The 22634-nt window shown below is 63.0% G+C and carries 21 protein-coding genes; 19 read left to right on the forward strand and 2 right to left on the reverse strand.

What is annotated here, in order from left to right:
* Positions 1-41: 41 nt before the first annotated feature.
* The 18 genes from GEV02_RS07005 (at position 42) to GEV02_RS07090 (ending at position 19220) form a co-directional block, all read left to right on the forward strand.
* Complete coding sequence (locus GEV02_RS07005; protein WP_152837344.1) at positions 42-581, forward strand: DUF2059 domain-containing protein; 540 nt, start codon at positions 42-44, stop codon at positions 579-581.
* 10 nt (positions 582-591) lie between these two features.
* Entirely contained in the window at positions 592-1692 is a 1101-nt protein-coding gene (gene serC / locus GEV02_RS07010) for a 3-phosphoserine/phosphohydroxythreonine transaminase (RefSeq protein WP_328595746.1), read from the forward strand.
* A 7-nt stretch (positions 1693-1699) separates the two neighbouring features.
* Complete coding sequence (gene pheA / locus GEV02_RS07015) at positions 1700-2773, forward strand: prephenate dehydratase (RefSeq protein WP_070358605.1); 1074 nt, start codon at positions 1700-1702, stop codon at positions 2771-2773.
* A gap of 25 nt (positions 2774-2798) precedes the next feature.
* Positions 2799-3908, forward strand: a complete 1110-nt coding sequence (gene hisC, locus GEV02_RS07020; protein ID WP_152837345.1) for a histidinol-phosphate transaminase — start codon at positions 2799-2801, stop codon at positions 3906-3908.
* Complete coding sequence (locus tag GEV02_RS07025) at positions 3908-4810, forward strand: prephenate dehydrogenase (protein ID WP_174999003.1); 903 nt, start codon at positions 3908-3910, stop codon at positions 4808-4810. The genes hisC and GEV02_RS07025 overlap by 1 nt, the downstream gene beginning before the upstream one ends.
* A 118-nt stretch (positions 4811-4928) precedes the next feature.
* Positions 4929-6242, forward strand: coding sequence for a 3-phosphoshikimate 1-carboxyvinyltransferase (aroA, locus tag GEV02_RS07030; RefSeq protein ID WP_152837346.1), 1314 nt, complete (start codon positions 4929-4931; stop codon positions 6240-6242).
* 14 nt (positions 6243-6256) lie between these two features.
* On the forward strand, positions 6257-6925 hold the full coding sequence (cmk, locus tag GEV02_RS07035) for a (d)CMP kinase (RefSeq protein ID WP_152837347.1): 669 nt from the start codon (positions 6257-6259) through the stop codon (positions 6923-6925).
* 105 nt (positions 6926-7030) lie between these two features.
* The gene (gene rpsA, locus GEV02_RS07040) at positions 7031-8710 is read left to right on the forward strand and encodes a 30S ribosomal protein S1 (RefSeq protein ID WP_043479897.1); all 1680 of its coding nucleotides are present in this window, start codon (positions 7031-7033) and stop codon (positions 8708-8710) included.
* A gap of 10 nt (positions 8711-8720) precedes the next feature.
* Complete coding sequence (locus GEV02_RS07045) at positions 8721-9026, forward strand: integration host factor subunit beta (protein ID WP_008446215.1); 306 nt, start codon at positions 8721-8723, stop codon at positions 9024-9026.
* 79 nt (positions 9027-9105) lie between these two features.
* Positions 9106-9408 carry a LapA family protein gene (locus GEV02_RS07050; RefSeq protein ID WP_008446217.1) on the forward strand — a complete coding sequence of 101 codons (303 nt, stop codon included), beginning with the start codon at positions 9106-9108 and terminating at the stop codon, positions 9406-9408.
* Between the two features lie 12 nt (positions 9409-9420).
* Positions 9421-10596: a lipopolysaccharide assembly protein LapB gene (gene lapB, locus GEV02_RS07055; protein WP_152804376.1), complete on the forward strand. Its 1176-nt coding sequence runs from the start codon at positions 9421-9423 to the stop codon at positions 10594-10596.
* Positions 10597-10608: 12 nt separating this feature from the next.
* Positions 10609-11976, forward strand: coding sequence for a UDP-glucose dehydrogenase family protein (locus tag GEV02_RS07060; protein ID WP_152837348.1), 1368 nt, complete (start codon positions 10609-10611; stop codon positions 11974-11976).
* 9 nt (positions 11977-11985) lie between these two features.
* Positions 11986-12933: a D-glycero-beta-D-manno-heptose-7-phosphate kinase gene (gene rfaE1, locus GEV02_RS07065; RefSeq protein WP_008446224.1), complete on the forward strand. Its 948-nt coding sequence runs from the start codon at positions 11986-11988 to the stop codon at positions 12931-12933.
* Positions 12934-13060: 127 nt separating this feature from the next.
* Positions 13061-13483, forward strand: coding sequence for a ComEA family DNA-binding protein (locus GEV02_RS07070; protein WP_152837349.1), 423 nt, complete (start codon positions 13061-13063; stop codon positions 13481-13483).
* A 145-nt stretch (positions 13484-13628) separates the two neighbouring features.
* Entirely contained in the window at positions 13629-14972 is a 1344-nt protein-coding gene (locus GEV02_RS07075; RefSeq protein WP_235922683.1) for a M28 family peptidase, read from the forward strand.
* Positions 14973-15100: 128 nt separating this feature from the next.
* Positions 15101-16423, forward strand: a complete 1323-nt coding sequence (locus GEV02_RS07080; RefSeq protein ID WP_152837351.1) for an MBL fold metallo-hydrolase — start codon at positions 15101-15103, stop codon at positions 16421-16423.
* A complete protein-coding gene (locus tag GEV02_RS07085; protein WP_152837352.1) occupies positions 16420-17367 on the forward strand; it encodes a polysaccharide deacetylase family protein in 948 nt (315 codons plus the stop codon). Before GEV02_RS07080 ends, GEV02_RS07085 begins: the two co-directional genes overlap by 4 nt.
* Before the next feature lie 119 nt (positions 17368-17486).
* On the forward strand, positions 17487-19220 hold the full coding sequence (locus tag GEV02_RS07090) for a methyl-accepting chemotaxis protein (RefSeq protein ID WP_152837353.1): 1734 nt from the start codon (positions 17487-17489) through the stop codon (positions 19218-19220).
* On the opposite strand, the gene GEV02_RS07095 is transcribed toward GEV02_RS07090, so the two are convergent.
* Positions 19213-20982, reverse strand: coding sequence for an FAD-dependent oxidoreductase (locus GEV02_RS07095; RefSeq protein WP_152837354.1), 1770 nt, complete (start codon positions 20980-20982; stop codon positions 19213-19215). The genes GEV02_RS07090 and GEV02_RS07095 overlap by 8 nt on opposite strands.
* A gap of 155 nt (positions 20983-21137) precedes the next feature.
* On the opposite strand from GEV02_RS07095, the gene cysM reads away from it, so the two are divergent.
* Positions 21138-22040: a cysteine synthase CysM gene (cysM, locus tag GEV02_RS07100; protein ID WP_152837355.1), complete on the forward strand. Its 903-nt coding sequence runs from the start codon at positions 21138-21140 to the stop codon at positions 22038-22040.
* Positions 22041-22102: 62 nt separating this feature from the next.
* Here cysM and GEV02_RS07105 read toward each other — a convergent pair whose 3' ends face one another.
* Positions 22103-22438, reverse strand: coding sequence for a hypothetical protein (locus GEV02_RS07105; protein WP_008446241.1), 336 nt, complete (start codon positions 22436-22438; stop codon positions 22103-22105).
* Positions 22439-22634 lie beyond the last annotated feature (196 nt).

Genomic DNA, 22634 nt, shown 5'->3' on the forward strand with positions numbered 1-22634 from the left:
CGACAATAAGACTGATCCCGTTTTTTATTTTCGAGGCCAATATGAAAAAGATTGTAGCCAGCATCGTTGCCGCATTTGCCCTGGCCGGCGCCGCCCCCGCGTTTGCACAAGCCGACGCCGCGTCCGAATTCGCCGCGCGCGACCTGTTCGATGCGATGAACTATCGCACGCTGATGGCCGGCGTGATGAAGCAGATGTCGCAGGGCATCGGCACGGCGATGCGCTCGGCCGCCATGGAGGCGATCAACTCCGACCCCAAAATGACGCCGGAACAAAAGCAGAAGGCCGTCGAGAAAATGGAAGCGGAGCTGCCTCCGGCCATCAGCGCGATGCAGGAAGCGCTCAGCGACCCCGGCCTGGCCGAAGACATCATGGTGGAGACGATTCCGCTTTACGCCCGCACCTACACCGGCGATGAACTGAAGCAGATCGCCGCCTTCTACCGCTCGCCGGTGGGTACCAAGATGCTCGCTTCGATGCCTGGCCTGATGGCCGAGGGCATGCAGATCGGCCAGCGGGTGGCGATGCGCCGCCTCGGCCCGATGATGCAAAAGCTGCAGGAAAAACAAACCGCCAAATAAGGACCGCAACGTGACTCATATCTACAACTTCTCCGCCGGCCCTGCCGTACTGCCGAAGGAAGTGCTGGCGCAAGCCGCTGCCGAAATGCTGGACTGGCATGGCAGCGGCATGTCCGTCATGGAGATGAGCCACCGCGGGCCGGAGTTTATTTCGATTTACAAGGCAGCCGAGCGCGATCTGCGCGAGCTGCTGGTAGTACCGGACAATTACAAGATCTTGTTCATGCAGGGCGGCGGACTGTCGCAGAACGCCCTGATCCCGCTGAACCTCGTCGGCCACAAGCCGCAGCCAGCGACCATCGATTTCATCCATACCGGCTCGTGGTCGGCCAAGTCCATCAAGGAAGCCGCCAAGTACGCCAACGTGAACGTCGCCGCATCGTCGGCGACGTCGGTGCCGCCGCAATCGGAGTGGAAGCTCACGCCCGGCGCCGCCTACCTGCACATGTGCACCAACGAGACCATCGACGGCATCGAGTTCGATTTCGACGCCGGCGTGCCGGCATCGAAAGATGGCGTGCTGCTGGTGGCCGACATGTCCTCGCACATCCTGTCGCGCCGCATCGACGTGTCGAAGTACGGCCTGATTTTCGCCGGGGCGCAGAAGAACATCGGTCCGGCCGGCGTCACCATCGTCATCGTGCGCGAAGACCTGCTGGGCAAGGCGCTGCCGGCCTGCCCGTCGGCGTTCGACTTCAAGCTGGTGGCCGACAACGAGTCGATGTACAACACGCCGCCCACCTACGGCATCTACATCGCCGGCCTGGTGTTCCAGTGGCTGAAGCAGCAGGGCGGCGTGGCCGAGATGGAGCGCCGCGCCATCGCCAAGGCCAAGCTGCTGTACGACGCGCTCGACGCCAGCGATTTTTATGAAACCCGCGTAGCGAAATCCAACCGCTCGCGCATGAACGTTCCCTTCTACCTGAAGGATGAAAGCAAGAACGAAGCATTCCTGGCCGGCGCCAAAGCGCGCGGCCTGCTGCAACTGAAGGGCCACAAGTCCGTCGGCGGTATGCGCGCATCGATCTACAACGCGATGCCTATCGAGGGCGTGCAAGCGCTCGTAGACTACTTGAACGAATTCGCCTCCAGTGCAGGCGCCGGAAAATAGACCCATCATGAACGACAAACTGACACCCCTGCGCGAGCAGATCGACGCCATCGATGCGCAGATCCTCGACCTGTTGAACCAGCGCGCCAAAGTGGCGCAGCAAGTCGGCCACGTCAAGGCCGAGACCAACGCGCCGGTGTTCCGTCCCGAACGCGAGGCGCAGGTGCTGCGCGGCGTGGCCGACCGCAATCCCGGCCCGATGGGCAACGTCGAGCTGCAAACCATCTGGCGCGAGATCATGTCCGCCTGCCGTTCGCTGGAGAAGCGCGTCACCATCGCCTTCCTCGGCCCGGCCGGCACCTACAGCGAGCAGGCCGTGTACCAGCAGTTCGGCACCGCCGTCGACGTGCTGCCTTGCTCGTCGATCGATGAAGTGTTCCGCGCCACCGAGGCCGGCACCGCCGAATTCGGCGTGGTGCCGGTCGAGAACTCGACCGAAGGCGCCATCGGCCGCACGCTGGACCTGCTGCTGCATACGCCGCTGACCATCAGCGGCGAGGTGTCCATCGCCGTGCGTCACAGCCTGCTGACCGGCACCGGCAATATGGACGGCGTCACCGCCATCTGCGCGCACGCGCAGGCGCTGGCGCAGTGCCAGATCTGGTTGAACAACAACTACCCTGAGATCGAACGCCGCGCCGTGTCGTCCAACGCCGAAGCGGCCCGCATGGCGCGCGACGACCACAGCATCGCCGCGATTGCCGGCGAGCGCGCGGGCGTGCGCTACAGCCTGGGCACGGTCAAGGCCAATATCCAGGACGATCCGCACAACCGCACGCGCTTCGCCGTGATCGGCCACCTGCAGGCCGGCCCGTCGGGCAAGGACCGCACGTCGCTGGCGCTGGCCGCGCCGCACAAGGCGGGCTCCATCTACCGCCTGCTTGGTTCGCTGGCCCGCCACAATGTGTCGATGACGCGCTTCGAATCGCGTCCGGCCCGTACCGGCACCTGGGAATACTACTTCTACGTCGACGTCGAAGGTCATGTGCATGACGAATCCGTGACCAAGGCGCTCGATGAACTGCAAGGCAATGCAGCCTTCTTCAAGGTGCTGGGTTCCTACCCGGTCAGCCTGACTTAATTCGTAACTTCAATAGAGAGAGACCATGTCCAAGAACTACGGCCCGGAATACGTCCGCGCTATCGCTCCTTACCAAGCCGGCAAACCGATTGCGGAAGTCGCGCGCGAATTCGGCCTCGATGAAGAGGCTATCGTCAAACTGGCGTCGAACGAGAACCCGTTCGGCGTGCCGCCGTCGGCAGTGCAGGCGATGACCGCCGCCGCCGCGGACCTGGGCCGCTACCCGGACGCCAATGGTTTCGATCTGAAGGGCGCGCTGTCCAAGCGCTACGACGTGCCGGCCGAGTGGATCACGCTGGGCAACGGCAGCAACGACATCCTGGAGATCGCCGCCCACGCCTTCGTCGAGCGCGGCCAGTCGGTGGTGTACTCGCAGTACTCGTTCGCCGTGTACGCGCTGGCGACCCAGGGCGTCGGCGCGCGCCACATCGTGGTGCCTGCCAAGGACTACGGCCATGATCTGCCGGCCATGCTGGCCGCGATCCAGGAAGATACCCGCCTGGTCTTCATCGCCAACCCGAACAACCCGACCGGCACCTTCATCCCGGCCGCCGACATCCAGGCCTTCCTGGACAAAGTGCCTGCTACTGTAGTCGTGGTGCTGGACGAGGCCTACAACGAATTCCTGGCTGAAGAAAACCAGTTCGAATCGGCGGAGTGGGTCAAGAAGTACCCGAACCTGCTGGTCTCGCGCACCTTCTCCAAGGCTTACGGCCTGGCCGGCCTGCGCGTGGGCTTCGGCATCGCCCAGCCGGCGCTGACGGACCTGATGAACCGTATCCGCCAGCCGTTCAACGTCAACTCGATGGCGCAGGCTGCGGCCATCGCTGCGCTGAACGACAAGGCTTTCCTGAAGCAGAGCGCCACCAACAACGCGGCCGGCTACCAGCAGTTCACCGAAGCGTTCGACAAGCTGGGCCTTCAGTACGTGCCGTCTTACGGTAACTTCGTGCTGGTCAAGGTCGGCAACGATCTGGCGGCCGGCGCGCGCGTCAACCTGTCGCTGTTGAAGCAGGGCGTGATCGTGCGTCCGGTCGGTAACTACGGCCTGCCTGAGTGGCTGCGCATCTCTATCGGCCTGCCGCAGGAGAACGCGGTGCTGATCGCGGCGCTGACCAAGGCACTGGCGGAGTAATGCTGAACAAGGTCGTCATCTTTGGCGTGGGCCTGATCGGCGGATCGTTCGCGCGGTCGCTGAAGAAGGCCGGCGCCGTCGGCAGCGTGGTCGGCATGGGGCGCTCCGCCGCCTCGCTGCAGCGCGCGCAGGAGCTGGGCATCATCGACGTGATCGGCAGCGACATGGGCGAGGCGCTGGACGGCGCCGACCTGGTGCTGCTGGCCGCGCCGGTGGCGCAGACCGAGGCTATCCTGGCGGCGATAGCGCCGCACCTGCAGCCGGGCACCGTCGTCACCGATGCGGGCAGCACCAAGTCCGACGTGGTGGCGTCGGCGCGGCGCGCGCTGGGCGGCAAGCTTGCCCAGTTCGTGCCGGGCCATCCGATTGCCGGCCGCGAGACCAATGGTCCCGAGGCGGCCATCGATGATCTGTACGTCGGCAAGAAGGTGGTGCTGACGGCATTGGATGAAAACGCGGAGGCCGACGTGGAACGCGTGGCCGCCGCCTGGCGTGCCTGCGATGCGATCATCCATCGTTTGACGCCGCAAGAACATGACAAGGTGTTTGCCGCCGTGAGCCATCTGCCGCATTTGCTGGCGTATGCTCTGGTGGATGACATCGCGAACAAACCGCATGCAGATTTACTGTTCCAGTATGCGGCCAGTGGCTTCCGCGATTTCACAAGGATCGCCGGATCGTCGCCCGAAATGTGGCGCGACATCAGCCTGGCCAACCAGTCGGCATTGTTGACGGAGCTGGATTCCTATCTGGCACAATTGACGGGCTTGCGCGCCCGTCTCGCCGCCGGCGACGGGGCAGGGCTGGAGAGCGTGTACAACAACGCCCAGCGCGCCCGTCACCAGTGGATTACAGCGATCGAGGCGGCCGAGGCGCCGCCGTCGCAAGACAAGGCAGATTAACAGGAGGCCCAAAGCGCCGTCATTCCCGCGAAGGCGGGAATCCATGCTGAGCAAGCGTTGTATGGGCCCCCGCTTTCGCGAGGGCGACGGTCTTGGGGCCGCCGCATAAGGAAACAGTATGAATCACGAATATATCGATCTTCCGACAGTTGCCCACGTAGAGGGCGCCGTGCGCCTGCCCGGCTCGAAATCCATCTCCAACCGCATCCTGCTGCTGTCCGCGCTGTCGCAGGGCGACGTCGCCATCGTCGACCTGCTGGCCTCGGACGACACCGCCGTGATGCTGGCCGCGCTGCGCTCGCTGGGCGTGCAGTGGACCGAAGAGAAAACCGCCACCGGCACCATCCACCACGTCAAGGGCGTGGCCGGCGTGCTGCCGAACAAATCGGCCGACCTCTTCATGGGCAACGCCGGCACCGCGATCCGTCCGCTGACCGCCGCGCTGGCCGTCATCGGCGGCGACTACACGCTGCACGGCGTGCCGCGCATGCACGAACGTCCGATCGGCGACCTGGTCGACGCGCTCAACGCCGCCGGCACCAACGTCGAATACACCGGCAACCCGGGCTTCCCGCCGCTGCACATCAAGCAGGGCAAGATCCACGCGCAGCGCCTGTCGGTGCGCGGCGATGTGTCCAGCCAGTTCCTGACCGCGCTGCTGATGGTGGCGCCGCTGATGGCGCGCGAGCACGCGATCACCATCGACGTCATCGGCGAACTGATCTCCAAGCCCTACATCGAAATCACGCTGAACCTCATCCGCCGCTTCGGCGTCACGGTCGAACAAAACGGCTGGGAATCCTTCACCATCGAACCCGGCCAGGTCTACCAGTCGCCGGGCACCATCCACGTCGAAGGCGACGCTTCGTCGGCGTCCTACTTCCTGGCGGCCGGCGCGATTGCCGGCGGCCCGGTGCGCGTTGAAGGCGTGGGCAAGGACAGCATCCAGGGCGACGTGCGTTTCGCCGCCGCGCTGGAGCAGATGGGCGTGCAGATCACCATGGGCGACAACTGGATCGAAGCCAAGTCGAACGGCGTGCTGAAAGCCATCGACGCCGACTTCAACCACATTCCCGACGCCGCCATGACCATCGCCGTGGCCGCGCTGTATGCCGACGGCACCAGCACGCTGCGCAACATCGCCAGCTGGCGCGTCAAGGAAACCGACCGCATCGCCGCCATGGCGACCGAGCTGCGCAAGGTCGGCGCCATCGTGGAGGAGGGCAGCGACTACATCAAGGTTACGCCGCCGGCCGTCATCACGCCTGCTACCATCGACACTTATGACGACCACCGCATGGCGATGTGCTTCTCGCTGGTGTCGCTGGACGGCGCGGCCCGCAAGGGCAACGTCATGCGCATCAACGATCCCAAGTGCGTGGGCAAGACCTTCCCCGAGTACTTCGCTGCGTTTGCAGCGATAGCAAAATAAGCAAAGTAAAACAAATGGCAACTTCCGCAATTCCAGTCATCACCATCGACGGCCCTACCGCATCCGGCAAGGGCACGGTCGCACATCGCGTTGCCGATAAGCTCGGCTTCCATTACCTGGATTCCGGCGCCCTGTACCGCTTGACGGCGCTGTCGGCCCTGCGCCGCGGCACCGACCTGGCCGACGAGCACGCGCTGGCCAAGCTGGCCGAGCACCTCCAATGCAGCTTCCAGGGCGGCGACGTCATCCTGTCGCATGAAAACGTCACCGACGCCATCCGCGCGGAAGAGGTCGGCAACACCGCTTCAAAAATTGCAACATTTCCCTCCGTGCGCCACGCGCTGGTGGGGCTGCAACTGGGTTTCCGCAAGGCTCCGGGCGTGGTCGCCGACGGCCGCGACATGGGCTCGGTGATCTTCCCGCATGCGGCTTTGAAGGTGTTTTTGACCGCCAGTGTGGCGGCCCGTGCGGACCGACGATATAAGCAATTGATTGGCAAGGGATTTTCTGCTAGTATGGAAGACCTACTGATGGATTTGCAGGCGCGTGACGACCGGGATACAAACCGGGCCATCGCGCCGCTGGTCCCCGCAGAGGGGGCGCATGTGCTCGATACCTCGGAAATGACGGCTGATGAAGCGGTCGACCAGGTGTTGCAGTGGTATGCGGCCATCGGTAAATAGCACGTGTCGCGGTCGCTCTGAGGACTGCGGCGTTTATTAACCTCAACCCAACTGAAGTCGCATATCGCGAGCCTTGTTGGTAACCTGGAAGTTACAATGTCTAATATGGAAAGTTTTGCAGCCCTCTTCGAAGAGTCCCTGTCGCGTCAAGACATGCGTTCGGGCGAAGTGATCTCGGCTGAAGTCGTTCGTCTGGATCACAACTTCGTGATCGTCAACGCCGGCCTGAAATCGGAAGCATTCATCCCTGTTGAAGAATTCAAGAACGACCACGGCGAACTGGAAGTCAAAGTAGGCGACTTCGTTTCCGTGGCGATCGAATCGCTGGAAAACGGTTTCGGCGACACCATCCTGTCGCGCGACAAAGCCAAGCGTCTGGCTTCGTGGCTGGCACTGGAAAAAGCCATGGAATCGGGCGAAATCGTCGTCGGTACCGTCAATGGTAAAGTCAAGGGCGGCCTGACCGTTCTGACCAACGGCATCCGCGCGTTCCTGCCAGGCTCCCTGGTTGACACCCGTCCAGTGAAAGACACCACCCCATTCGAAGGCAAAACCCTCGAATTCAAAGTGATCAAACTGGACCGCAAGCGTAACAACGTCGTTCTGTCCCGCCGCGCTGTCATCGAAGCTTCGATGGGCGAAGAGCGTCAGAAACTGATGGAAACGCTGAAAGAAGGCACGGTAGTGACCGGCGTCGTCAAAAACATCACCGACTACGGCGCGTTCGTGGATCTGGGCGGTATCGACGGCCTGCTGCACATCACCGACCTGGCATGGCGTCGTGTGCGTCACCCATCGGAAGTGCTGACCGTTGGTCAAGAGATCACCGCGAAAGTACTGAAGTACGATCAAGAGAAGAACCGTGTGTCCCTGGGCGTCAAGCAACTGGGCGACGATCCTTGGACCGGTCTGTCCCGTCGTTACCCACAAGGCACCCGCCTGTTCGGTAAAGTCACGAACCTGACCGACTACGGCGCGTTCGTTGAAGTTGAACAAGGCATCGAAGGCCTGGTTCACGTTTCCGAAATGGACTGGACCAACAAAAACGTCGCTCCAAACAAAGTTGTCCAGCTGGGCGACGAAGTTGAAGTGATGGTTCTGGAAATCGACGAAGAGCGTCGCCGTATTTCGCTGGGCATGAAACAGTGCAAAGCAAATCCATGGGATGACTTCGGCGTGACCCACAAGAAGGGCGATAAAGTCCGTGGCGCGATCAAATCGATCACCGACTTCGGCGTGTTCATCGGCCTGGCCGGCAACATCGACGGCCTGGTACACCTGTCCGACCTGTCCTGGACCGAAACCGGCGAAGAAGCCGTGCGTCGCTTCAAGAAAGGTGACGAACTGGAAGCCATCGTTCTGGCCATCGACGTTGAGCGCGAGCGCGTTTCCCTGGGCGTTAAGCAACTGGAAGGCGACCCATTCAACAACTTCGCAGCCATGAACGACAAAGGCGCACTGGTAACCGGCACCGTTAAATCGGTTGAGCCTAAAGGCGCCGTGATCCAACTGTCCGAAGAAGTTGAAGGCTACCTGCGCGCGTCGGAAATCTCGCGTGACCGCGTGGAAGATGCTGGCACCCACCTGAAAGTCGGCGATTCCGTCGAAGCTCTGGTGATCAACATCGACCGCAAAGCACGTTCGATCCAACTGTCGATCAAAGCTAAAGATAGCGCTGAAACTGCAGAAGCCATGCAGAAGATGGCAGCGACCGACAACAACGCAGCTTCGGGCACCACCAGCCTGGGCGCGCTGTTGAAAGCTAAGTTCGATAACAAGAACTAAGAACTAGTCGATGACTAAGTCCGAGTTGATCAACCGCCTGGCTGAGCGTTATTCTCAGCTGGTGGCCAAAGATGCGGAGTATGCCGTCAAGACCATTCTGGATGCGATGACCAACGCCCTGGCGACCGGTCAGCGCATCGAGATCCGCGGTTTTGGCAGCTTTGCTCTGAATAGCCGGCCGCCGCGTATCGGACGTAATCCGAAGTCGGGCGACAAAGTGATGGTGCCCGAAAAACGGGTGCCTCACTTCAAGCCGGGCAAGCAATTGCGCGAGCGGGTTGACGCGATGGTCGGGCAACCGATCATTGAGGACTGAAGCGTCTGATGAGTTAAAATAAAAGCGGCGTCTACGGATGCCGCTTTTTTTTAGAAATACTGAACAGGAAACCTGGCTAATGAAATTCATATCCACGATTATTGGATTCGTTCTTTTCGTCCTGTTTTTTGGCTTTGCCCTGAAGAACACGCAGGAAGTCGATCTGCATTTCTTCCTTCACTATGATCTGCACGGACCCTTGGTCCTGATGCTGCTGGGCTTCTTCGTCGCCGGCGCCTTCCTGGGCGTACTGGCACTGACGCCGACCGTGTTCCGCCACCGCCGCGAAACGAACCAGCACAAAACCACGATCACCACGCTGCAATCGACCGCGCTGCAGGCCAACGCCCAGCCGCAGCCGGACAGCGTCAACACACAATAAAAAATACAAAGCATGGAATTCGAACTTTGGTGGTTATTGGGTATCCCGGTCTTCTTCGGACTGGGGTGGGTCGCCGCGCGCGTCGACATACGTCAACTGGTGTCGGAATCGCGCACGCTGCCGCGCGGTTACTTCAAGGGCTTGAACTTCCTGCTCAATGAGCAGCCGGACAAGGCCATCGACGCCTTCATCGAGATCGTCCGCATGGACCCGGAAACGGCCGACATGCACTTCGCGCTGGGCAATCTGTTCCGCCGCCGGGGCGAGACCGAGCGCGCCATCCGCGTGCACCAGAACCTGCTGTCGCGCCCCGACCTGCCGCAGGAGCAGAAGGAACACGCGCAATACGAGCTGGGCATGGACTACCTGAAGGCCGGCCTGCTGGACCGCGCCGAGGAAACCTTCAATGCCATGGTCAGCGGCCAGTACGCCGTGCAGGCGCGCCGCGCGCTGCTGGAGATCTTCCAGCGCGAGAAGGAGTGGCCGCGCGCCATCGAGGCGGCGATCGGCCTGCAGGAATCGGGCGCCGGTTCGCGCCAGAAGGAAATCGCGCAGTTCTACTGCGAGCTGGCGCAGGATGCCCTGGTGCACATGCATCCGGAGCAGGCGCTGCCGCTGCTGGACAAGTCGCTGCACGCCGACCGCGTCAACGTGCGCGCCACCATGCTGAGCGGCGACGCCCAGCTGGCGCAGGGCGATGTCGAAGGCGCGCTGCTGACCTGGCGCCGCGTCGAGCAGATCAGCGTGCCGCATACGGCGCTGGTGGCGCAGCGCATGATGGATGCCTACCGCAAGGTCGGCCGTCCGCAGGAAGGCGTCAACCTGCTGAAATCCTATCTGGAACAGGCTTCGTCGATCGACCTGATCGAGGTGGTGTACAAGGCGGTGCTGGAGCTGGACGGCGTGGACGCCGCCAAGCAGCTGGTCAGCAATGAGCTGCGTCGCACGCCGACCCTGCTGGGCCTGGACAAATTGCTGGAGGCGCGGCTGATGGACGCGCCGGCCAACCTGGTGCCGGAACTGTCGATGGTCAAGAATCTGGTCCACGGTTATACGCAGAAACTGGCACGCTATCAATGCAGCCATTGTGGTTTCAAGGCCCGTCAGTTCTACTGGCAGTGCCCGGGATGCAGCCGCTGGGAGACTTACCCGCCGCGCCGCACCGAAGAACTCAACGTCATGAATTAAAAGAGCACCAACATGAAAATCACCATCATCGGCACCGGCTATGTAGGCCTCGTCACCGGCGCTTGCCTCGCCGAACTGGGCAACGACGTTTTCTGCCTCGACGTCGACCAGAAGAAAATCGATCTGCTCAACAACGGCGGCATTCCGATCCACGAGCCGGGCCTGGAAGAAGTGGTTGCGCGCAACCGTGCCGCCGGCCGTCTGCAATTCTCCACCGATGTCGCGGCTTCGGTCGCGCACGGCTGCCTGCAATTCATCGCCGTCGGCACACCGCCGGACGAGGACGGTTCGGCCGACCTGCAATACGTGCTGGCCGCCGCCAGGAACATCGGCAAGTACATGACCGAGTTCAAGGTCATCGTCGACAAGTCGACCGTGCCTGTCGGTACCGCCGACCGCGTCACGGCTGCGGTGCAGGCCGAGCTGGCCGCGCGCGGCGATGCGTCGAAATTCTCCGTGGTCTCCAATCCCGAGTTCCTGAAAGAGGGCGCGGCGGTGGAAGACTTCATGCGTCCCGACCGTATCGTCATCGGCTGCGACAGCACGCCGGAAGGCGAGAAGGCCCACGGCCTGATGAAGAAGCTGTACACGCCGTTCAACCGCAACCACGAGCGCACCTTCTGGATGGACGTGCGTTCGGCCGAGTTCACCAAGTACGCGGCCAATGCCATGCTGGCGACCCGCATCTCGTTCATGAACGAGCTGGCCAACCTGGCCGACCAGGTGGGCGCGGACATTGAGGCCGTGCGTCACGGCATCGGCTCCGATCCGCGCATCGGCCACAGCTTCCTGTACGCCGGCGCGGGCTACGGCGGTTCCTGCTTCCCGAAAGACGTGCAGGCGCTGGAACGCACGGCGCGCCAGTACGACCAGGACTTGCTGATCCTGCGCGCCGTGGAAGCGGTCAACGACAAGCAGAAGCTGGTGCTGGGCCAGAAAGTGGTCAAGCGCTTTGGCGAAGACTTGAGCGGCAAGCATTTCGCGGTCTGGGGCCTGGCCTTCAAGCCGAACACCGACGACATGCGCGAAGCCCCGGCCCGCGTGCTGATCAAGCAGCTGCTGGACGGCGGCGCGACGGTGGCGGTGTACGATCCGGTCGCGATGACGGAAGCCAAGCGCGTGCTGGAGCTGGACCTGAACGCCGAAGAAATGGCGCGCATCCGCTTCGCCACCAGCCCGATGGATACGCTGACCGGCGCCGAGGCGCTGGTGATCGTCACCGAATGGAAGGCCTTCCGCAGCCCGGACTTCGACCGCATCAAGTCTTCGCTGAAGCAAGCCATCATCTTCGACGGCCGCAATCTGTTCGAGCCGGCGGTGATGGCCGAAGCAGGCTTCGAATACCACGGCATCGGCCGTTCCATCCTGACCCGCGTTTAAGAGGTTTCTGTGAGTACTAACGTCACGACTTATCAAGCACCTGCACTGGATCAAGTGCGTATCCTGGTGGTGGGCGATGTGATGCTGGACCGTTACTGGTTCGGCGACGTCAGCCGCATTTCGCCGGAAGCGCCGGTGCCCATCGTTCGCATCGAGAAGCGCGAAGCGCGGCTGGGCGGCGCGGCCAACGTGGCGCGCAATGCTGCGGCCTTGGGCGCGCGCGCCGGTCTGCTGGGCGTGGTCGGCGCCGACGAGGCGGGCAATGAGGTGGAGCAGATGCTGCAAAGCGGCGGCATCCACAGCTATCTGAAGCGCGACGAGGCCATCTCCACCATCATCAAGCTGCGCGTGATTGGCCGTCAGCAGCAGATGGTGCGCATCGATTTCGAGGAAGCCCCGACCGATACCGTGCTGCGCGACAAGCTGCTGCAATTCAAGGCGCTGCTGGCCGATTACGACGTGATCGTGCTGTCGGACTATGCCAAGGGTTCGCTGGTCAACGTGGCCGACATGATCGCGTCGGCGCGCGCCGCCGGCAAGGTGGTGATGGTCGATCCTAAGGGGGATGACTTCTCGCGCTACGCCGGTGCGACCGTGCTGACGCCGAATAAATCGGAAATGAAGCGCATCGTCGGCAGCTGGAACAGCGAAGAGCAGCTGACCGCCAAGGCGCAGGCGCTGCGCACGGAGCTGAAGCTGGACGCGCTGCTGCTGACCCGCTCCGAAGAGGGCATGACGCTGTACACCGACGGCGAGCAATTCCACATGCCGGCACAGGCGCGTGAAGTGTTCGACGTTTCCGGCGCTGGCGACACGGTGATCGCCACCATGGCCGCCATGCTGGGCGCCGGTGTCGGCTGGAACGAAGCGGTGCAGACGGCCAATCGCGCCGGCGGCATCGTGGTCGGCAAGCTGGGTACGGCGACGGTCACGCGCGAGGAATTGTTCGACGCTTGATGGCCGGCTTCTGACGCATGTCATAAAAGCTTCATGAATGATCTGTCAACCGACGCTGAGGTTGGCCGTTAAGGGTGTTCAAGGCGCGGTTGTCGCCCTTGCTTTCACCCACCATGGAGATTGAGACATGTTCAAGAAAATTTTGCTGGCTGTTGCGACCCTGATTGCAACGATGGGCTTCGCTTTTGCGCAGGTCGACGTCAACAAGGCTGACGCCGCCGCGCTGGACTCGGTCAAGGGCATCGGCCCGGTCAAATCGAAAGCCATCCTGGAAGAGCGCAAAAAAGGCGATTTCAAGGATTGGGCTGATTTCGAGAAGCGCGTGAAGGGTATCGGCGAGAAAAGCGCCGTCAAGCTGTCGCAGGCCGGCTTGGTTGTGAACGGCAAGCCGCTCGACGGCGCGCCAGCCGCTGCGGCAGCACCGGCCGCCAAGGCCGACAAGGCAGCCGACAAAGCTGCCGCCAAGGCTGACAAAGCCGCTGCGAAGGCTGCGGCCAAAGCCGACAAGGCCGCCGCCGCATCGACTCCGGCTGCCGCGCCAGCCAAGTAAGCTTCGTCGCTTCCCCAAACCCGCAGCCGGCCGCTGCGGGTTTTTTGTTTGTGTTTTGTTTCCAAATCAAAAATGATCGCTGATCCGTGCGAAGATGTTGAGATCTTTTCACCGGAGACAGACGATGCATTGCAAGCCACTCATCTTGACCGCCCTCAGCGTGCTGGCCGTCGCGCCAGCCCTTGCGGCCGGCCCTGACACCACGCGTCACCAGGCCCAGATCGACCAGATCGTCAAGGAAATCTCTCCGCTTCGCATCGAAGGCTACATCAACAAGCTGGTCGGCTTCCGCACGCGCCACACGATGTCGGACACGGTCTCCGAAACCGAAGGCATAGGCGCGGCCCGGCGCTGGATCAAGAGCGAGCTGGAGCGCTGCGGCGCGGCCCAGGGCGGCCGCCTGCAAGTGGCGTTCGACAGCCATGTCGCACCGGTCTCCGCGCGCATCAGCCGGCCGACCGAAATCGTCAACGTGGTGGCCACCCTGCCGGGCACGCAGGCCGCGTCCGTGGACCGCATGTACGTGGTCAGCGGCCACTACGACTCGCGCAACACCGACGTCATGGATGCCAAGGGCGACGCGCCCGGCGCCAACGACGACGCTTCCGGCACCGCCGCCGTGATGGAAATGGCGTGCGTCATGGCCAAGTACAAATTCGACGCCACGCTGGTCTTCATGACCGTGGCGGCGGAAGAGCAGGGCTTGCTGGGCGCGGCGCACTGGGCCGAGCTGGCGAAGCAGAAGAATCTGAACATCGCCGGCATGTTCACCAACGACATCATCGGCAGCTCGCGCGACGAGCACGGCAAGGTCGACAACACGCAAGTGCGTTTGTTCGCCGAAGGCTTGCCGGTGCAAAAGGAAAACAGCGACACCGTGCGGACGCTGATCCAGACCGGCGGCGAGAACGATTCGCTGTCGCGCCAGCTGGCGCGGGCGGTGAAGGAGGCGGGCGAGCGTTACGTGCCCAAGTTCAAAGTCAACGTCATCCAGCGCCGCGACCGTTACCTGCGCGGCGGCGACCACATGCCGTTCCTGGAGCGCGGCTACGCGGCCTTGCGCTTCACCGAGCCGGCCGAAGACTTCAACCACCAGCACCAGAACATCCGCACCGAGAATGGCGTGCTGATCGGCGACCTGCCGCAGTACGACGATTTCAACTACATCGCCCAGGTGGCGCGGGTGAACGCGGCGGCCTTGTCGTCGCTGTCGCTGGCGCCGGCCGCGCCGGCCAAGGTGCAGGTGCGTACCGCCAAATTGCAGAACGATACCGAGCTGGTATGGCAAGCCAATGCCGAGCCGGACCTGGCGGGCTACCGCATCGTCTGGCGCGACACCTCGGCCGCCGAATGGCAGGGCAGCCAGTTCGTCGGCAAGGCCACCGAGTTCACGCTGCCGCTGTCGAAGGACAACTACTACTTCGGCGTCCAAGCCATCGACACGGAAGGCAACGCCAGCCCCGCCAGCTACCCGACGCCGCTGCGCTAAACCCATCCGGGGTCAGGTCCCCCATTTCTACACGGTCTCGGCTGTAGTCCTCGCTACAGCCGAGACCGTGTAGAAATGGGGGACCTGACCCCGGGTTATAATTGCGCTTCTTCAACGGGGGAGCGCACATGACGCTGAGAATTTCCCGCATCCTGCATGCCGGCTATGTGTTCGAATGCGATGGAACGCGCATCGTGTTCGATCCGATTTTCGAGAACCCGTTCAGCAGGAATTGCCACGCCTTCCCTGATGTGCGTTTCGACCTCGCGCAGATACGCGGGATGAAGCCGGATGCGGTGTTCATCTCGCACTTCCATGACGACCACTGCTCGATGGAGAGCCTGGATCTGCTCGATCGCGATACGCCGATTTACCTCTACTGCCTGTTCGATGAACTGTTCGCGATGATACGCGCGCTGGGCTTCGTCAACGTGCGGCCGCTGAAGGTGGATGCGCCGGTGCAGGTCGGCGCCATCGAAGTCATTCCGCGCAAGGCGCTCGATTCCGACGTCGATTCGATGTTCCACATCCGCGCCGCCGGACTGAATGTGCTGAACGTCGTCGATTCGTGGATGGACCCGGAAACGCTGGAGCAGCTCAAACCCTACGCGCCGTGGGATATGGTGCTGTGGCCTTTCCAGACCATGCGCGAGATCGATGTCATCGCGCCGTCGCGCGCGGAGGGCGGCACTCCGCTACTGCCGGAGGAATGGCCCGAACAGCTGCAGGCGCTGGCGCCGCGCTATGTGGTACCGAGTTCCTGCCAGTTCGTGCAGGAGCCGTGGTCTTGGTACAACCACTCGCTGTTCCCGATCACCTATCGCCAGTTCGCGCAGGAAGTCAGTGCGTGGTTGCCGGGCGCCGGCATTGTGCGCCTGAACCCGTCGGTGTCGGTGGAGCTGACGCCGCATGCGCTGACGCCATCGGCGCCGCTGGCGTGGGTGCTACCGGTCGGCGAGCAGGATGTTGACTATGCATACGATGCCGCCATCACGCCGCCGCCGACATCGGAGATCGCCCGCCATCTCGCGCCGCTCAGCGCCGAGCAAACCTTGCTGGCGCTGGACTACTGCCGCAACGGCCTGCTCGAAAAATACCGCGACATGGAGCTGACACCGGACAGCTATTTCGAAACGCCCTGCGTCTGGCAGCTGTCGGTCTACGATCATGAGGGCGTGGCGCAGCAGTTCCGCTACCGCATACACGGCGACGACATCGCGCTCACCGGCGACCAGGAGGCGCCGACGTGGACGACCGAAATCCCCGTCGCCAAACTGTACGCCGGGCTGGCGATGGGTGAGTCGCTGACGTCGATGTACATGCGCATCAACGGCGCGCCGCCCGATGCCGACATCGTCGACGATCCGCTGATACGCTGCCTGTTCAACGACGCCTTCGGCGCCTACCAGTCGGCCCAACTGAAACGCATCAAGGAGCGCAACGCACAATGACGTCATGGAGACCGGCTCTGCGCCGCGCAGTGATTCTCGCCACGATGGCCTACGCCCCGGCTGCGCACGCGCAGTCCGTGGCCTTCACCTTCGATGACGGCCCGCGGCTGGAGACGACGCCGCTGATGTCGCCGCAGCAGCGCAACCAGGCGCTGCTCGATGCGCTGGCCGCGCATCGTGTGCAGGCGGCCTTGTTCGTCACCTGCGGCTTCGGCGCGGACAAGCCGGAAGGCTATGCGCTGGCCAAGGCCTGGGGCCAGGCGGGCCATGCGCTCGGCAATCACACGATGACCCATCCCGACCTGAACGACGCCAAGCTCAGTCTCGCGCAGTATCGCCAGGAGGTGCAGGACTGCGACCGCATCACGGCCAGCCTACCGGGTTATCAGAAATGGTTCCGCTTCACTTATCTGCGTGAAGGGAACACGCCGGAAAAGCGCGACGGCATGCGCGCCTTCCTCAGGCAGAGCGGCTATCGCAACGGCTACGTCAGCCTCGATACCAGCGACTGGCGGCTGGATGAAAAACTGAACGAAGTCCTGCGCGCCGATCCCAAGGCGGACATCGCGCCGATCAAGCAGGCCTACCTTGCGCACTTGCGCCAGCGCGCCACGGCCTATCGCGATCTGTCGCGCAAGCTGGAGGGACGCGATATCCCGCAGGTCATGCTGATGCACCATAACCTGATCAACGCGCTGTGGCTCAAGGACGCGATCCAGCAGTTCGTCGACATGGGCTGGACCATCACCACGCCGGCGCAGGCGTTTGCCGATCCTGTCTACCAGTTGCAGCCGGAGCGACCGGCGCCAGGGCAAAGCCTGCTGCTGTCGATTGCGCGCACGCGCGGCATGGGCAAGTTCGAGGGCTGGGAGCGGCTGGTCGATGACGGCGACTTCGAGATCAATGCGTTGGCCGCGGGCGCCGGCGCTCGCCAGCAGGAATAGGTTTCGATAATCAAGCAATATCGCTTGGAAGCAATAGTGTTGCCTGCCGTTCCATGCCATGCGCCGGATTGATGCGCTTGGGTCTACAATGATTCGAGAACCGATCATTGGGGGCCTTCATGAAAAGCAAATTCTCCATCAAGAATATTTTCATCGCGTTCTTTCTGGTCAGCCTCGCGCTGTCCAGTCTGACTTTGTGGGCGCTGGTCCGCATCTCGACCAAGGAGGCCGAGCTGAACCGTGCGAATGAAGCGCGCTACCACTCCTATCTGCTGGCCGACGAGTTGCGGCAAAGCTCGGACGACCTGACCCGGCTGGCCCGCACCTACGTCGTCAGCGGCGACCCCAAGTACGAAAAAGAGTATCTGGACATCCTCGATATCCGCAACGGCAAGAAGTCGCGGCCGCAGCATTACGAGCGCATCTACTGGGACTTCGTGGCGGCCGGCGTCGACAAGCCGACTCCCGACGGCGAAGCGATCGCGCTAAGCGAGCTGATGCGTCAAGCCGGCTTCACCGACGAGGAATTCGGCAAGCTGAAAGAGGCGCAGGCCAATTCGGATGCGCTGGTCAAAACCGAGGTCATCGCCATGAACGCCGTCAAGGGGCTGTTCGACGATGGCAGCGGCAAGTTCACCAAGACCGGCCCGCCCGATCCCGAGATGGCGCGCAAGATCATGCATGACGAGCAGTATCACAAGAACAAAGCCAGGATCATGCAGCCGGTGAACGAATTCCTGGCGCTGCTGGACCAGCGCACCGGCGCGGCGGTGGCGCGCTCGGAGCACAGCACCAGCATGGCGTTCTGGACGGCGATCGCCTTGCTGGCGCTGCTGGTCGGCGTGTCGTTGGTGTGCCTGTTCGTGATTTACCGGCACATCAAACTCAGCTTCGACCACGCGATCGATACCGCGCGCAATATCGCCGACGGCGACCTGAGCCACGACATCCGTGTCGAACGCGACGACGAGGTCGGCCACCTGATGGATGCGATGAACACCATCAACACCAACCTGACCGGCATGATAGGCCGCATCCGCTCCAGCACCGACGAGATGATGGTGGCCACCGACGAGATCGCGCGCGGCAACGCCGACCTGTCGTCGCGCACCGAGGCGCAAGCCAGTTCGCTGGAGCAGACCGCCAGTTCGATGGAGCAGCTGACCGGCACCGTCGAGCAGAACGCCGCCAGCGCGCGCTCGGCCAATCAGTTCGCGGCCGAGGCCTCGACCGTGGCGGTGCAGGGCGGGGCGATGGTGGCGCAGGTGGTCGATACGATGGGTTCGATCAAGGCCAGTTCCAGCCGCATCGTCGACATCATCGGCGTGATCGATGGCATCGCTTTCCAGACCAATATCCTGGCGCTCAACGCCGCCGTGGAAGCGGCGCGCGCCGGCGAGCAGGGGCGCGGCTTTGCGGTGGTGGCGTCGGAGGTGCGCAACCTGGCGCAGCGCAGCGCGGCGGCGGCCAAGGAAATCAAGGAGCTGATCGGCGCTTCGGTGGAGACGGTCGATGCCGGCAGCAAGCTGGTGGACGACGCCGGCCGCACCATGACGCTGCTGGTGGCCTCGGTGCAAAAGGTGGCCGACATCATGGCGCAGATCACGGTTGCCAGCCAGGAGCAAAGCACGGGCATCGGCGAGGTCAATCGCGCGGTGACGCAGATGGATGACATCACGCAGCAGAACGCCGCGCTGGTGGAGCAGGCCGCCGCCGCGGCGGAAAGCCTGCAGGAGCAGGCGCAGGCGCTGGCGCAGTCCGTCAAGGTGTTCCACCTCAAGGGCGAGGCGGGGCATTCTTCGCAGCGGCGGCCGGCATTCGCGCCGGCGCCGCCGCGTAAGCTGCTTAGCTGAACACCTTGTCGGCAGGCAGGTTGGCCAGGAAGGCGTGGATCTGCGACACCACCGCCGCGCCTTCGCCGACCGCCGCCGCGACCCGTTTGGTCGAGCTGGCGCGCACGTCGCCGATGGCGAACACGCCCGGCACGCTGGTCTCCAGCGCGGCGCGCGATGGCAGGTCGCGCGGGTACACGCCGTCGCGGAAGTTGGCCTTGCACTGCGACTTGGTGACGTCGAAACCGGTGCGGATAAAGCCGTTGGCGTCGACGTCCACGCCGCAGTCGCTCAGCCAGTCCGTGTTCGGATCGGCGCCGATGAACAGGAATACGCGGCAGACGTCGTAGTCGCATTCCTCGCCGCTCTTCATGCCGCGGATGCGCACCTGCTTCAAGCCGTCGTCATCGCCTTCCAGCGCGACGATCTCGGTCTGCGTGTGCAGTTCGATGTTGGGCGTGGCTTCGATGCGTTCGATCAGATAGCTCGACATGGTCGACGCCAGGCTGTCCTTGCGGATCAGCATATGCACCTTGGCCGCGTGGCCCGACAGGAACACCGCCGCCTGGCCGGCCGAGTTGCCGCCGCCGACCAGCACGATCTCTTCGGTCTTGCACAGTTTGGCCTCGATGGGCGAGGCCCAGTAGTACACGCCCTTGCCTTCGAACTGGCGCAGGTTGGCCAGCGATGGACGGCGGTAGCGCGCGCCGCACGACAGCACGACGGTGCGCGCCTTCAGCCGCTGCAGGCTGCCGCACATTTCCACTTGCAGCGGATAGGTGTCGCAGATCAGGCGGCCGGCCGGCGCGGGAATGGCCACTTCGACGCCGAACTTCTGCGCCTGCACGTAAGCGCGGCCCGCCAGCGCGCGGCCGGAGACGCCGGTGGGGAAGCCCAGGTAGTTCTCGATGCGCGCGCTGGCGGCGGCCTGGCCGCCGTAGGCGCGCGTTTCCAGCGCCAGCACCGACAAGCCTTCCGACGCGGCGTACACCGCCGTCGCCAGGCCGGCGGGGCCGGCGCCGACCACGATCACGTCCCAGATTTTTTCGCCGTCGATCTCGGGCAGCATGCCGAGGCAGCGGCCGATGTCGACCACGGTCGGATTCTTTTTCACCACGCCGTCCGGGCAGACCACCAGCGGCAGTTCTTCCGGTTTCGGCTGGTAGTGCGCCATCAGGTCGGCGGCTTGCTGGTCCAGCTCGGGATCGAGCACGCTGTACGGATGGCCGTTGGCCGACAGGAAGCTTTGCAGCGTGTGGATGCGGCCGTGGCCGCGCGGGCCGACGATCACCGGGCCGCCGGAATTGGTTTCGATCAGGCCGACGCGGCGCAGGATCAGCGCGCGCACGATGCGCTCGCCCAGCTCGGCGTGCGCGACCAGCAGCGCGCGCAGCGATTCGGACGGCACCACCAGCACTTCCACCGCGCCCACCGCCTTGCCGTTGCCCAGCGAAGGACGGCCCGACAGCTGCGCCACTTCGCCGCTGAATTGTCCCTGCGTGTGGGTGGTGATGTGGGAGGTGTTGCCCAGGCCGTCATAGCGGCTGACTTCTATGCCGCCCTGCAGCACCAGCATCAGGCCGAAGCTGGTCTTGCCGGCTTCGAAGATCATGTCGCCGTCCTGGAAATGACGCACGTGGCCGAAGCGGCGCATGTGCTTGATGTCGATCTCGCTCAGCACGGGGAACAGCTGGTGGTTGCGGTTCTCCAGACTGGTGTTGGGCAGCGGAGTCGGCTCGTCCGGCGTGTCTTCGGGGAGCAGTTCCATAGGGGTTGTAGCCATGACGATTCCGGAAAATGTAGGAGGGGATGGAAATGTTGCAAGTCTATCCCATGGCGGCGCGCAGTCCAAGCACTTCGCCCGGGCATCTCCCGTACGCGGGATCCCAACTCGGATTAAAATGCATGTTTTGGCGAAATAACTGAAGATAGAACACGATGGCTTACAAGACTCTGGAAGATACGATAGGCAACACGCCGCTGGTGCAGCTGACGCGCTTGCCCGGCGCCGAGGCGCTGGCCCGTAACAACGTCATACTCGGCAAGCTCGAAGGCAATAATCCGGCCGGTTCTGTCAAGGACCGCGCCGCCATGTCCATGCTCAAGCGCGCCGAGGAACGCGGCGACATCAAGCCGGGCGATACGCTGATCGAAGCCACCAGCGGCAACACCGGCATCGCGCTGGCGATGGCGGCCGCGCTGCGCGGCTACAAGATGCTGTTGCTGATGCCGGAGAACCTGAGTGTGGAGCGCCGCCAGAGCATGGCCGCCTACGGCGCGCAGATCATGCTCACGCCCAAGACCGGCGGCATGGAATACGCGCGCGACATGGCCGAGCAATTGCAGAAGGATGGCAAGGGCATCATCCTCGACCAGTTCGGCAACTTCGACAACGCCCGCGCGCACTACGAGGGCACGGGCCCGGAGATCTGGCGCGACACCGAAGGCCGCGTGACGCACTTCGTCAGCGCCATGGGCACCACCGGCACCATCATGGGCGTGTCGCGGTATTTGAAGGAACAGAATCCGGGCGTGCAGATCATCGGCGCCGAGCCGGAAGAGGGTTCGTCGATACCCGGCATCCGCAAATGGCCGGAAGCGTATCTGCCGAAGATATACGAGCGCGCGCGGGTGGATCAGGTGGAGTCGGTGTCGCAGGCCGCGGCCGAACGCATGGCGCGCCGCATGGCTGCCGAGGAAGGCATCTTCTGTGGTATTTCGGCGGCGGGCGCCTGCGAGATCGCGCTGCGCATTGCGCAAACGGTGGAGAACGCAACCATCGTGTTCATCGTTTGCGATCGCGGCGACCGCTACTTATCGACCGGGGTATTCCCGGCGTAAGGTATTGCATCCCTCGCCCCTGGGTAAGGGGGGAGGGAGTCGCTGCAGGACGACGGCTAGTATCAGCCTTGGCCGCCTGGTTCGCCTTCTTTAGGCTTGAACTGCTTGTCGCTGATGCGGAACTTGTTGCGGCGATCGCCCATCAAGTAACGCAGGTCGCGGATGCTCAGGTCGCTTACTTCGTGCATGCGGATCAGCAGCGAAGCGCCAACCGGCAAGCGGTGGTGGCGGATTTTGCTGATGACCGGCGGTGCGACTTCCAACGCGCGCGACAGGGCTGCATCGTTTTTCAGACGCAGGTTCTCGATCAGGGTATCGAGCAGGCGGTTGGGATTGTATTGCAGCAGATCATCGCCATCCGCATCGTTGTTCATATCTATGCCGACTTGGTTTGTCATGATTTCGTCTTTTCCTTCTGTAAAGTTGTCCTGCAAAGTACAACACTCGGAGCTCGCTTTGCTGCGTTAATGTTCATCCTTACCAAGGAACGAATTCACACACGGACGGGATTCCGGGATAACAAGTTTCATAATATATACACAATTGTACAACAACATGCCATGTAATACTCATAAGCAATAAAAAAACCTCATT

The sequence above is a fragment of the Rugamonas aquatica genome (assembly GCF_009380215.1).
Lineage (GTDB): Bacteria > Pseudomonadota > Gammaproteobacteria > Burkholderiales > Burkholderiaceae_D > Rugamonas > Rugamonas aquatica_B.

What these genes read in the sequence shown, in the direction of transcription:
- GEV02_RS07005 (WP_152837344.1), top strand. Translation starts at nt 42, where the DNA reads ATGAAAAAGATTGTAGCCAGCATCGTTGCCGCATTTGCCCTGGCCGGC.
- pheA (WP_070358605.1), top strand. Translation starts at nt 1,700, where the DNA reads ATGAACGACAAACTGACACCCCTGCGCGAGCAGATCGACGCCATCGAT.
- hisC (WP_152837345.1), top strand. Translation starts at nt 2,799, where the DNA reads ATGTCCAAGAACTACGGCCCGGAATACGTCCGCGCTATCGCTCCTTAC.
- GEV02_RS07025 (WP_174999003.1), top strand. Translation starts at nt 3,908, where the DNA reads ATGCTGAACAAGGTCGTCATCTTTGGCGTGGGCCTGATCGGCGGATCG.
- aroA (WP_152837346.1), top strand. Translation starts at nt 4,929, where the DNA reads ATGAATCACGAATATATCGATCTTCCGACAGTTGCCCACGTAGAGGGC.
- cmk (WP_152837347.1), top strand. Translation starts at nt 6,257, where the DNA reads ATGGCAACTTCCGCAATTCCAGTCATCACCATCGACGGCCCTACCGCA.
- rpsA (WP_043479897.1), top strand. Translation starts at nt 7,031, where the DNA reads ATGGAAAGTTTTGCAGCCCTCTTCGAAGAGTCCCTGTCGCGTCAAGAC.
- GEV02_RS07045 (WP_008446215.1), top strand. Translation starts at nt 8,721, where the DNA reads ATGACTAAGTCCGAGTTGATCAACCGCCTGGCTGAGCGTTATTCTCAG.
- GEV02_RS07050 (WP_008446217.1), top strand. Translation starts at nt 9,106, where the DNA reads ATGAAATTCATATCCACGATTATTGGATTCGTTCTTTTCGTCCTGTTT.
- lapB (WP_152804376.1), top strand. Translation starts at nt 9,421, where the DNA reads ATGGAATTCGAACTTTGGTGGTTATTGGGTATCCCGGTCTTCTTCGGA.
- GEV02_RS07060 (WP_152837348.1), top strand. Translation starts at nt 10,609, where the DNA reads ATGAAAATCACCATCATCGGCACCGGCTATGTAGGCCTCGTCACCGGC.
- GEV02_RS07070 (WP_152837349.1), top strand. Translation starts at nt 13,061, where the DNA reads ATGTTCAAGAAAATTTTGCTGGCTGTTGCGACCCTGATTGCAACGATG.
- GEV02_RS07080 (WP_152837351.1), top strand. Translation starts at nt 15,101, where the DNA reads ATGACGCTGAGAATTTCCCGCATCCTGCATGCCGGCTATGTGTTCGAA.
- GEV02_RS07085 (WP_152837352.1), top strand. Translation starts at nt 16,420, where the DNA reads ATGACGTCATGGAGACCGGCTCTGCGCCGCGCAGTGATTCTCGCCACG.
- GEV02_RS07090 (WP_152837353.1), top strand. Translation starts at nt 17,487, where the DNA reads ATGAAAAGCAAATTCTCCATCAAGAATATTTTCATCGCGTTCTTTCTG.
- GEV02_RS07095 (WP_152837354.1), bottom strand. Translation starts at nt 20,982, where the DNA reads ATGGCTACAACCCCTATGGAACTGCTCCCCGAAGACACGCCGGACGAG.
- cysM (WP_152837355.1), top strand. Translation starts at nt 21,138, where the DNA reads ATGGCTTACAAGACTCTGGAAGATACGATAGGCAACACGCCGCTGGTG.
- GEV02_RS07105 (WP_008446241.1), bottom strand. Translation starts at nt 22,438, where the DNA reads ATGACAAACCAAGTCGGCATAGATATGAACAACGATGCGGATGGCGAT.